Origin of the sequence: Streptomyces sp. URMC 126 (assembly GCF_051386555.1) — a bacterium.
Taxonomy (GTDB): Bacteria; Actinomycetota; Actinomycetes; order Streptomycetales; family Streptomycetaceae; genus Streptomyces.
The window spans coordinates 1-235 of record NZ_JBPQTX010001364.1 but is presented as its reverse complement, the minus strand read 5'-3'; the positions used below and the strand labels follow the sequence as shown (position 1 = coordinate 235).

The following is a 235-nucleotide window of genomic DNA, read 5'->3' as shown; positions in this document are numbered from 1 at the left end:
GCGCAAGCTCGTCCGCATCCTCGGTGGACAGGCCGGCAAGGGCGCGCATGCGCGGCAGCAGCAGCGCGCGGTGCCCGGCCCCGCCATCCTCCGGCCCGGCCGCCACGCGCAGGAAGCTGTCGCGCAGCGCGCGCGCCGAACGCCGCGTGGGCAGCAGGATGGTGGCGCGCGCCAGCACCTCCGGCGAGGCGCCGCGCATCCGCTCCATCACCCCGGCCGCGAGGCAGTCGAGGAA

General features: G+C 77.9%; 1 protein-coding gene. It reads right to left on the bottom strand.

What is annotated here, in order from left to right:
• The coding region (locus tag ACSNOK_RS36285; protein ID WP_436784903.1) for a hypothetical protein at positions 1-235 on the bottom strand (235 nt) is incomplete at both ends.